Genomic DNA, 9,021 nt, shown 5'->3' on the forward strand with positions numbered 1-9,021 from the left:
TAAAAAATAACCAGTTCACTATAGCGCAGTCTATCGACCAGAAAAATCATTATTTGATAAGAGCAGACAACATGAGCACGATTCAGTACGTCCTGACCGGCATGATTATAGCTTGCAGTGTGACCTTAGGGGGATGCAGCAAAAACAATGCGGCAACAGAACAGGAAGTTCCCTTTGTCATGGTGACTCAGCCGAATACCTCCTATTTAGAACAGAAAAGTTATGCCGGGGATGTACAGGCACGTCAGCAAACGCCACTGGCGTTTCGGGTCGCTGGTCAGATCACCCAGCGTTATGTCGATGTCGGGGATCAGGTTCGGGTAGGGCAAGTACTGGCAAGCTTAGATGTCAAGGATGCGGAACTGCAGTTAAACGCAGCGCGTGCCCAACTGGAAAGTGCCCAGTCTGCAGCCAAAATTGCGGAAGATGAACTGAACCGTTTTAAACAGTTACTACCGGCCAATGCGGTCAGCCGCTCGCAATATGATGCAGTCGAGAATCAATATAAGGCAGCTAGATCGAATCTGAAGCAGGCCCAGTCCAATTATGATGTCAGCCGTAACCAGACGGGGTATAACCGCTTAATTGCCAATAAAAATGGCGTGATTACTGCACGTCATATTGAAGTCGGTCAGGTGGTGGCGGCAGGGCAGGCAGCCTTTGAAATTGCGCTCTCCGGAGATCGTGAAGTGGTGATTGGGGTACCGGAACAGGCGGTGAGCGAAATTAAAGTGGGTCAGCCCGCTTGGGTTACCCTCTGGTCGAAAAAAGATGAAAAATTCAGTGCTTATGTGCGTGAGATTTCTCCGGCTGCAGATCAGTCCCGGACTTTTACGGTTCGGGTAGCATTACGTGAAGGCCAGAAGTCAATTCAGCTCGGACAAAGTGCCCGTGTATTCTTTATCAAAACTCAGGACAATGCTCTGAGCGTACCCTTATCCAGTGTCTCTGCGACGGATGGTCAGGCCTATGTGATGATCGTTAAGCCGGACGCTACTGTACGTAAGATCCCGGTACAAATTGGTGCTTATGGCCGTGATTCTGTGCCTGTGCTGAGTGGCCTCAAAGCAGATGATTATGTAGTGATTGGAGGCATTCACCTGCTCCGGGATCAGCAAAAGATCCGGCCGATTGACCGTCAGAACCGTAGTGTGACCATTCGGGCTGGAGGTTAAACATGAATTTTAACCTTTCCGAATGGGCCCTGAAAAATAAGGGTCTGGTGCTGTATTTCATGATTCTGCTCGGTCTGGTCGGCATCATGTCCTATTCCAAACTGTCACAGAGTGAAGATCCGCCTTTTACCTTTAAGGTGATGGTGGTACAGACCTACTGGCCGGGGGCCAGTGCACAGGAAGTTTCCTTGCAGGTCACGGACCGGATTGAAAAGGAACTGATGACCACGGGACAATATGAACGCATCATGGCTTATTCCCGTCCAGGTGAATCGCTGGTGACCTTTGTGGCCAAGGATTCGCTGCGGTCCAAAGAAGTTCCTGATGTCTGGTATAACGTCCGTAAGAAAATTAATGATATTCGGCATGAACTGCCACAAGGCGTGCAAGGCCCGTTCTTTAACGATGAATTCGGCGATACCTTCGGCAATATCTATGTGCTGAAAGGCAAAGATTTCGACTATGCCACACTAAAAGAATATGCCGACCGTCTGCAACTACAATTGCAGCGTGTCAAAGATGTTGCCAAAGTTGAGCTGATTGGCCTGCAAGATCAGAAAATCTGGATTGAGATTTCTAATACCAAAGCTGCACAGCTGGGGATTCCAGTCACTGCCATTCAGCAGTCGTTACAACAGCAAAATGCCATGAGCAATGCTGGTTTCTTTGAAACCGACACAGACCGGATTCAGGTTCGTGTCAGCGGTGCATTGCAGACTGTAGAAGAGCTACAGCAGATGCCACTCTATGTGAATGGTAAAACCATCCAGCTCGGCGATGTCGCAGAGGTCTATCGCGGCTTTACCGATCCCGCCCAGCCACGTATGCGTTTTATGGGGGAAAATGGCATTGGTATTGCGGTATCGATGCGTAAGGGTGGGGACATCATTGCCTTGGGTAAACATCTGGAACAGGAATTTGCCCGCCTGCAGAAATCCCTGCCTCTGGGGATGGACCTGCAAAAAGTATCGGATCAGCCGGTGGCGGTAAAACGCAGTATCAACGAGTTTATGAAGGTGCTGGCGGAAGCGGTAATTATCGTGCTTCTGGTCAGTTTCTTCTCTCTCGGTTTCCGTCCTGGTCTGGTGGTGGCTTTTTCAATTCCTTTGGTACTGGCGATGACCTTTGCCGGGATGCAGCTATTTGATGTCGGTCTGCATAAGATTTCCTTAGGTGCCTTGATTCTGGCACTTGGCCTGCTGGTTGATGATGCCATTATTGCCATTGAGATGATGGCGATCAAAATGGAACAGGGCTATAGCCGGCTGGAAGCTGCCGGGCATGCCTGGCGTACCACGGCATTTCCGATGTTGACCGGAACCCTGATTACGGCAGCTGGCTTCCTGCCGATAGCCACTGCTGCATCTAGTACCGGGGAATATACCCGTTCCATCTTTCAGGTGGTGACCCTTGCCTTGCTGGTGTCCTGGATCGCTGCAGTGTTGTTCGTTCCTTATCTAGGGGATAAACTCCTGCCGGATTTTAATAGAGATCTGATCCAGAAAGCCCCCTGGTATCAGCGTTTATGGGCACGTCTGCGCAAGCAGCCTGAACCAGAGCCGATTGTGCATCATGCGGGGGAGCATCATGATCCTTATCAAACCCGGTTCTATCAGGGTTTTAGACGCTGGGTAAATACCTGTGTCACTTATCGCAAGACCGTGATTGCGTTGACTGTAGGAATTTTTGTCCTGTCGATCATCATGTTTAAATTCGTACCGCAACAGTTCTTTCCACCATCGAATCGAGCAGAAATTCTGGTCGATCTGAAACTGGAAGAGGGGGCTTCACTGAAAGCCACCGAAGCTGCCGTGAAAAAAGTCGAAGCTTTCCTGTCTAAACAGGAGGGTATTGATAATTATGTCGTTTACGTCGGCACCGGCTCACCGCGTTTTTACTTACCACTTGATCAGCAATTGCCTCAAACCAGCTTTGCCCAATTTGTGGTGCTGGCCTCTTCCCTAGAAGATCGCAATGAAATCCGTGAATCTTTAAGCAAGCAGATTCGTCTGCTGTTACCTGAAGTACGTACCCGTGTATCCTTGCTGGAAAATGGTCCACCGGTCGGCTATCCACTTCAATTCCGGGTGTCGGGTGAAGACTTGGCACTGGTACGCAGCTGGGCACAAAAAGTCGCTGCCAAGGTAGCCGAAAACCAGAACACCACCAATGTGCATCTGGACTGGGGCGAGCCAAGTAAAGTGATCAAATTAGACATTGATCAGGACCGTGCCCGTCAGATGGGCGTGAGCAGTAGTGATCTGGCCAATTTCCTGAACAGCTCCATTGCAGGCGCGGGACTGGATCAGTTCCGGGAAAAACGTGAGCTGATTGAAATCCGTCTGCGTGGTGAGCAGGCTGAACGTGTCGATGTGGCATCTTTAAGCAGTCTGGCGGTACCCACTGCACGTGGTAACTTTGTGCCCTTGGCGCAGATTGCCAATATTGAATACAGCTTTGAAGAGGGACTAATCTGGCATCGTAACCGTTTGCCGACGATTACCGTACGTGCGGATATCCGTAGTAATTTACAACCAGCCACCGTGGTCAATCAGCTTGCTCCTGTCTTGGAGAGCATTAAAGCTCAATTACCAAGTGGCTACTTGATTGAGGTAGGCGGAACCGTAGAGGAATCAGCACGTGGTCAGACATCTGTGAATGCTGGTATGCCATTGTTCCTGGCAGTGGTTCTGACCCTGCTGATGATCCAGCTAAGAAGTATGTCACGGACCTTTATTGTGTTCCTGACCGCGCCACTGGGCATCATTGGCGTGGTACTCTTTCTGTTATTGTTTAATAAACCGTTTGGTTTCGTCGCCATGCTGGGTACGATTGCACTCTCAGGCATGATCATGCGTAATTCCCTGATTCTGATTGATCAGATCGAACAGGATATTCAGGCTGGGGAATCACCATGGGATGCCATCATCAATGCCACGGTACGCCGTTGCCGTCCAATTGTATTGACTGCCCTGGCTGCTGTACTGGCCATGATTCCACTTTCACGTAGTATTTTCTTCGGCCCAATGGCAGTTGCCATCATGGGCGGACTGATTGTGGCGACACTGTTAACCCTGTTTTTCCTGCCGGCCTTGTATGCGCAATGGTTTAAGGTAAAGAAAACTTCGCAATCGGTCTAAAACTGTCTTAAAATCAGGTGCGAAATATTAAATTTTTTAATATAGTAGTGCCTGATAATTTTACAATTTTAAAAAATGCGAAGTTGCCGTTTTTCCAGTGTTGCAGAAACGGACAACGAGGTTGAAAGAGACATGAATCAAAAAAGTTTAACTCAAATGCGGCGCTCTGTAGCCATTGCATATGTGTTCATGTTTTTAGCCTCTTTTACCGTGATTTTTGGAATTTTTTCTTATTGGTTAGCACGCAAAGTCGCTCAGGTTGACTATGCAGAAGTCTGGCTACAGGCACAGGCGCTATGGATTATGCGTAATGTGGTGATTTATACCATGCTCGCTGTTTTTGCAGCCCTCTGGTTCATTCCACTCTTTTTCTATGCTTGGGACAGCATGTTATGGGTGAAAGCCTGCACTGTCGCTGGCGTCGTATTCAGCTTTATTGCGTTTATTTTCATGATTAATGCCTGGTTCAAGGGCGTGTCCAAATTCTATCAAAGCAAAGCTGTTTTCTAAGCTTTCGATTTTTTTTCAGATTTCCCCTTGTAAAAACTGGTTTGACCCCCAATTTCAGACCACAGTTAAGTATTAAATAAAATTCCGTGAGGAGCATCGCCAGACATGGCTAAACGTGATTATTATGAGGTTTTGGGTGTTGCTAAAACCGCTAGTGATGATGAGATTAAAAAAGCCTACCGTAAGTTGGCGATGAAATATCATCCAGACCGCAACCCTGACAATCCAGAAGCTGAAGAAAAGTTCAAGGAAGCTTCAGAAGCTTATGAAGTACTGTCTGACAGCGAAAAGCGCAGCATGTACGACCGCATGGGCCATCAGGCCTTTGAAGGTGGTATGGGCGGCGGTGGCGGCTTCGGCGGTGGTTTTAGCGCAGAAGATATTTTCAGCCAGTTCGGTGACATCTTTGGTGGGGCATTTGGTGGCAGTCGTCAGCAACAACGTGCGCGCCGTGGTTCTGACTTACGTTATGTCATGGAACTGAGCCTGGAAGAAGCAGTCAAAGGCGTCAAGAAAACCATTACCTTCACTGCGCCTGCACCATGTGATGCCTGTGATGGTAAAGGTTCCAAAAATCCGAATGATGTGGAAACTTGTCCGACCTGTCATGGTGCAGGCCAGGTACGTATGCAGCAGGGCTTCTTCTCTGTACAGCAAACCTGTAGCACCTGTCGTGGTCAAGGCAAGATCATCAAGAATCCATGTAATAAATGTCATGGTTCGGGCGTATCTGATCGAAAGCAAACCCTGGAAGTTACCATTCCCGCTGGTGTGGACAATGGCGACCGCGTACGTTTAACTGGTAAGGGTGAAGCGATCCGTGATGGTCAATCAGGCGATCTATACGTAGAAGTGGTAGTGCGTGAGCACGAGATCTTCCAGCGTGATGGTGCTGACCTGTATATGGATGTGCCTGTTTCAATTGCTGATGCTGCATTGGGTAAAGAGATTGAAATCCCAACCCTGGATGGCCGTGTCAGCCTGAAAATCCCGGAAGGTACGCAAACCGGTAAATTATTCCGTTTACGTGGTAAGGGGGTAAAACCTGTTCGTACCAGCATGACTGGTGACCTGTTATGCCGTATTGTGGTTGAAACACCAGTAAACCTGACTTCACGTCAGCGCGAATTGCTGAAAGAGCTGCAAGCATCAATGGATGGGGAAGGTAGCCAATCTTCACCGAAGAAAAAATCATTCTTTGATCGTCTGTTTGACTAATTGAATGAAAATAAAAAAGGATGCTCAGGCGTCCTTTTTTATATCTTAGCTTTATAGTCCACCGATTTTTAAAGAGAAAAAATTGGTATCTTCCTCAGGTTTCTGTATAAGTTTACTGCTCAGTAAAGCTCCTGTCATACCTTACATTCCTGTGGCTTGAACTTACTCTTTTATTTCAACAAAGCTAACATAAATGATACTGATCTCATCTTTTGCAATTTGCTGAAGTAGCTAAACTGATTATAAGAATAAAGAAGTTGATCACGCATAATTTTTTTAAAATTTAAGGTAACCGAGATGATAAAAGTAAATATTGGTATTTCAGCCGAAGACAGAGCGGAAATTGTAGAAGGTCTATCCAGACTACTTGCCGATAGCTACACCTTATATTTAATGACCCATAACTTTCACTGGAATGTCACCGGCCCGCAATTTAATACTCTACATAACATGTTTATGCAGCAATATACCGAACAGTGGAATGCTTTAGACATTATTGCAGAACGGATCCGTTCTTTGGGCTTTCCGACGCCAGGAACCTATCAGCAGTTTGCAAAGCTGACTTCTATTGAGGAAATTGAAGGTGTTCCTAAAGCGGAGGAAATGATTCGCTTACTGGTCAATGCCCATGAGACGGTTGCCCGTACCGCAAGAAGCATGTTTGACATTGTAGACAAGGCAAATGACCAGCCAACTGCAGATATCCTGACTCAACGTCTGAATGTACACGAGAAAACAGCCTGGATGTTAAGAAGTCTGTTAGAAGAGTAAATCTTTCAGATATTCAAAGCTGAATTTTTAGTTTTCTATTTTCAAGGTATTGCTCTCATACAACTGGCCCATGGTGATCCTATGGGCTTTTTATATTTTTAATCCTGAGCTCATCGTGTATACAGGAAAAACAGCTTGCCCAATATTTTATAGAAAGCCGACTCTTTAAAATTTAATTAAACATTTCCTGCATATCAAAAACGCTCATGATCTTCTTTAATTCTTTTCATTGATTTTTATGCGATCAATCTTAGTGTTAGGAGCGAGTTTTGCTATAGTAAGAACAATTTCGAATCAATATCAGGACTATGTTATGTCAGCGACACCACGCATTGGAATTTTAGGTGCAGGCGGCCGTATGGGACGCATCCTTATTCAGGCAGTGAAAGAAGCCGGCTATCAATTGGGCGCAGCAGTTGAACGCCCAGAAAGTACTTTAATTGGTACAGATGCAGGTGAAATGGCAGGTATTGGTGTAGTTGGTGTAAAAGTCGTGGGTAGCCTTGAAGAAGTGGTGAAAGACTGTGATGTGGTCATTGACTTCACTGCACCTGCAGCCACTATACATCACCTTAAAGTGTGCCGTGAAAATGGCGTGGCCATCGTGATTGGTACCACGGGTCTCAACGACGAACAAAAAGCTTACCTCGATGAGTCTGCAACTGAAACCCCTGTGGTCTACGCTGCCAACTATTCAGTGGGTGTAAACGTGTCAATTAAACTACTAGAGCTAGCATCTAAAGTATTTGGTGATACCGTTGATATTGAAGTGATTGAAGCGCACCATCGTCATAAAGTGGATGCACCATCAGGTACAGCACTGATGTGGGGTGAGGCAATTGCAGGTGCACTCGGCCGTGATCTGAAAAAAGATGCAGTCTATCACCGTGAAGGCCATACAGGTCCACGTGAGCGCCAAAGTATCGGCTTCCAAACGATTCGTGGTGGTGATATTGTGGGTGAACATACAGCGATGTTTATTGCCGATGGTGAACGCGTTGAAATTACCCATAAAGCCACTAACCGCATGAACTTCGCTTCAGGTGCAGTACGTGCCGCAGCTTGGGTAGTTGGTCGCGATGCGCGCAAATATGACATGAAAGATGTACTTGGTTTTAACGATATTCAAGTTTAAATTTTCGTCAAAATCATTTATAAGTATAAGAATAACTAAAACTAAAATAAGACGACAATGAAATGAAAAAAGTCATACTCATGATCTGTGCTGTGGCATTTGCCGCCGCAGCACAGCCTAAATCTGTACCAAATGCCAAACTCAGTATTAATAAAAATAATATCAAGGTCTGGACCTATCAAGACAAGAATAATCCGGTTTTTCTGTATAAAGCTGAAACGACCTATGATGTACCGATAGAACAGGCAGTACACCTGATTATTGATGTCGATAATGCAGTAAAATGGGTGCCTTATATGGGCAATGTGAAGCTACTCTCCCGGGATGACAAAAAGGGGGATTTTACCTTGTATATGGTACTGGATTTTCCGTTTCCGCTGAAAGACCGGGACTTAGTGGTACAAGGGAAGATGATCCGTGAAGCCAATGGCCAGATCACGATTAAGAACAAAGCCATTCAAAAGGGCTATCCACTGAATCCGGATTATGTACGCTTGACCCATTATGAAGGTGATTGGACTTTTAACCGTTTAGGCGAGAAAAAGGTCAAGGTCTCTACTTATGGTTATGCCAATCCTGAAGGCTCTATCCCGCTGACTTTTGTAAATATGTTTGTACAGCAGCAGCCTTATCAGATGTTGCAAAAAATGAAGCTGGAACTGAATAAATCCTCGACAGTTCCGGTATTGCCAGAAGCGCTGCGTTAGTCAGTCTTGACATCCTCACCCACCTAAAGGAGGGTGATTCCTACTGCTAGACGCTCATGCCCGAGCGCAAGAATGTTTAGAGCTGAGTTTTTATCTCTATCGTGAGCTGTACCGCAACTTACGCACTCCCATTCTCTTATTCCAAGACCCGTCCTACCTTTCGGACTACTTGAGGTGATCTCACCACAGCACGAACAGATTTGGGTGGTATAGGCTTCATTGACTTCCTCAAACAATACCCCTGCGTTCTCGCATTTATACTTGAGCAATGTTTTTAGTGCCGAAAACCCTGTATCTAAAACAGACTTTGCCATTTTAGTTTTGACTAGTTTCCTGGCACTTAAGTCACCCACAACAATTAGTGC

At 46.3% G+C, this 9,021-nt stretch carries 8 protein-coding genes; 7 read left to right on the forward strand and 1 reads right to left on the reverse strand.

Features of this window, described 5'->3' with window-relative positions; translation table 11 throughout:
• Nucleotides 1–71: 71 nt before the first annotated feature.
• From C3420_RS12655 to C3420_RS12685, 7 genes are all read left to right on the forward strand, one after another.
• Nucleotides 72–1,175: an efflux RND transporter periplasmic adaptor subunit gene (locus C3420_RS12655; RefSeq protein ID WP_004814092.1), complete on the forward strand. Its 1,104-nt coding sequence runs from the start codon at nt 72–74 to the stop codon at nt 1,173–1,175.
• Nucleotides 1,176–1,177: 2 nt separating this feature from the next.
• Nucleotides 1,178–4,315, forward strand: coding sequence for an efflux RND transporter permease subunit (locus tag C3420_RS12660; RefSeq protein ID WP_103800703.1), 3,138 nt, complete (start codon nt 1,178–1,180; stop codon nt 4,313–4,315).
• A gap of 132 nt (nt 4,316–4,447) precedes the next feature.
• Entirely contained in the window at nt 4,448–4,825 is a 378-nt protein-coding gene (locus tag C3420_RS12665; RefSeq protein WP_005220415.1) for a hypothetical protein, read from the forward strand.
• Between the two features lie 105 nt (nt 4,826–4,930).
• Nucleotides 4,931–6,043: a molecular chaperone DnaJ gene (gene dnaJ / locus C3420_RS12670; protein WP_005220414.1), complete on the forward strand. Its 1,113-nt coding sequence runs from the start codon at nt 4,931–4,933 to the stop codon at nt 6,041–6,043.
• Between the two features lie 297 nt (nt 6,044–6,340).
• Nucleotides 6,341–6,814, forward strand: coding sequence for a Dps family protein (locus C3420_RS12675; protein WP_004814100.1), 474 nt, complete (start codon nt 6,341–6,343; stop codon nt 6,812–6,814).
• Nucleotides 6,815–7,127: 313 nt separating this feature from the next.
• Nucleotides 7,128–7,949: a 4-hydroxy-tetrahydrodipicolinate reductase gene (gene dapB, locus C3420_RS12680; protein ID WP_008307000.1), complete on the forward strand. Its 822-nt coding sequence runs from the start codon at nt 7,128–7,130 to the stop codon at nt 7,947–7,949.
• 62 nt (nt 7,950–8,011) lie between these two features.
• Nucleotides 8,012–8,656, forward strand: a complete 645-nt coding sequence (locus C3420_RS12685) for a hypothetical protein (protein ID WP_034592976.1) — start codon at nt 8,012–8,014, stop codon at nt 8,654–8,656.
• 23 nt (nt 8,657–8,679) lie between these two features.
• Here C3420_RS12685 and C3420_RS12690 read toward each other — a convergent pair.
• Nucleotides 8,680–9,021 (reverse strand): RNA-guided endonuclease InsQ/TnpB family protein (locus tag C3420_RS12690; protein WP_146048162.1); only part of this gene is annotated, 342 nt, incomplete at its 5' end.

Origin of the sequence: Acinetobacter sp. ACNIH3 (assembly GCF_002918965.1) — a bacterium.
Lineage (GTDB): Bacteria > Pseudomonadota > Gammaproteobacteria > Pseudomonadales > Moraxellaceae > Acinetobacter > Acinetobacter schindleri.

Coding starts and splice junctions, on each gene's coding strand:
- C3420_RS12655 (WP_004814092.1), top strand. CDS start 72: ATGAGCACGATTCAGTACGTCCTGACCGGCATGATTATAGCTTGCAGT.
- C3420_RS12660 (WP_103800703.1), top strand. CDS start 1,178: ATGAATTTTAACCTTTCCGAATGGGCCCTGAAAAATAAGGGTCTGGTG.
- C3420_RS12665 (WP_005220415.1), top strand. CDS start 4,448: ATGAATCAAAAAAGTTTAACTCAAATGCGGCGCTCTGTAGCCATTGCA.
- dnaJ (WP_005220414.1), top strand. CDS start 4,931: ATGGCTAAACGTGATTATTATGAGGTTTTGGGTGTTGCTAAAACCGCT.
- C3420_RS12675 (WP_004814100.1), top strand. CDS start 6,341: ATGATAAAAGTAAATATTGGTATTTCAGCCGAAGACAGAGCGGAAATT.
- dapB (WP_008307000.1), top strand. CDS start 7,128: ATGTCAGCGACACCACGCATTGGAATTTTAGGTGCAGGCGGCCGTATG.
- C3420_RS12685 (WP_034592976.1), top strand. CDS start 8,012: ATGAAAAAAGTCATACTCATGATCTGTGCTGTGGCATTTGCCGCCGCA.